Below are 608 nucleotides of genomic sequence, written 5' to 3' on the forward strand. Positions count from 1 at the left end.
GATAAAAATGGAAGTAGCGTTCGCGTATCCGTAGGATTTGAAAAGATATCGTAGTCAATGACGTATTGATTACTAGAAGCAACTTGAAGATTATAGCCAGGTTTCAATTCACGGTTTTTCATGGGATCTTCTTTCATACACATGAACGTAGCGTCTTTATCCGTTTTGGAATAACTGTTTCGTCCATCAAAGGTTGCGCGGGCTTCTTCGTATGACTGTTTTCGCGGAAGGTAATCTTTGACACACTTGTTGCGGTGCTTTTTTAATAGACGACGTCGTCGTTTGTGTATAGAACCACCTTTGGGAATCTGTGTTTCTTCTTGGATAGATTCTTCAACCGCTTCTAGCGAGGTGTCAATTGCCTCAATCAGCGTTTCAATGCCTTCTGATGTGTCTAACTGCTCTTTTGAAAGGCAGATATCCACTTGTGACTGAATCATGGTTTCATACAATGCTTCGACATTCTCGTTCAGCTTTGATTCATAACGATCGATGGCCTTCTTCCAAGTGAAGGAGTAAATATTGGCATCAGCTTGAAGTTTCGTGCCGTCAATAAACAAAGCCTCCTCATGAAGCAGGCCATTCTCTTGGAGTAGTGAAGTGAACAG

General features: G+C 41.8%; 1 pseudogene. It reads right to left on the minus strand.

From position 1 onward, the window contains the following. Positions 1 to 608 (minus strand): annotated as a pseudogene (locus ACYQ4S_RS12155) (IS5/IS1182 family transposase); the annotation flags it as partial.

The sequence above is a fragment of the Alkalibacterium sp. s-m-28 genome, from assembly GCF_054658175.1.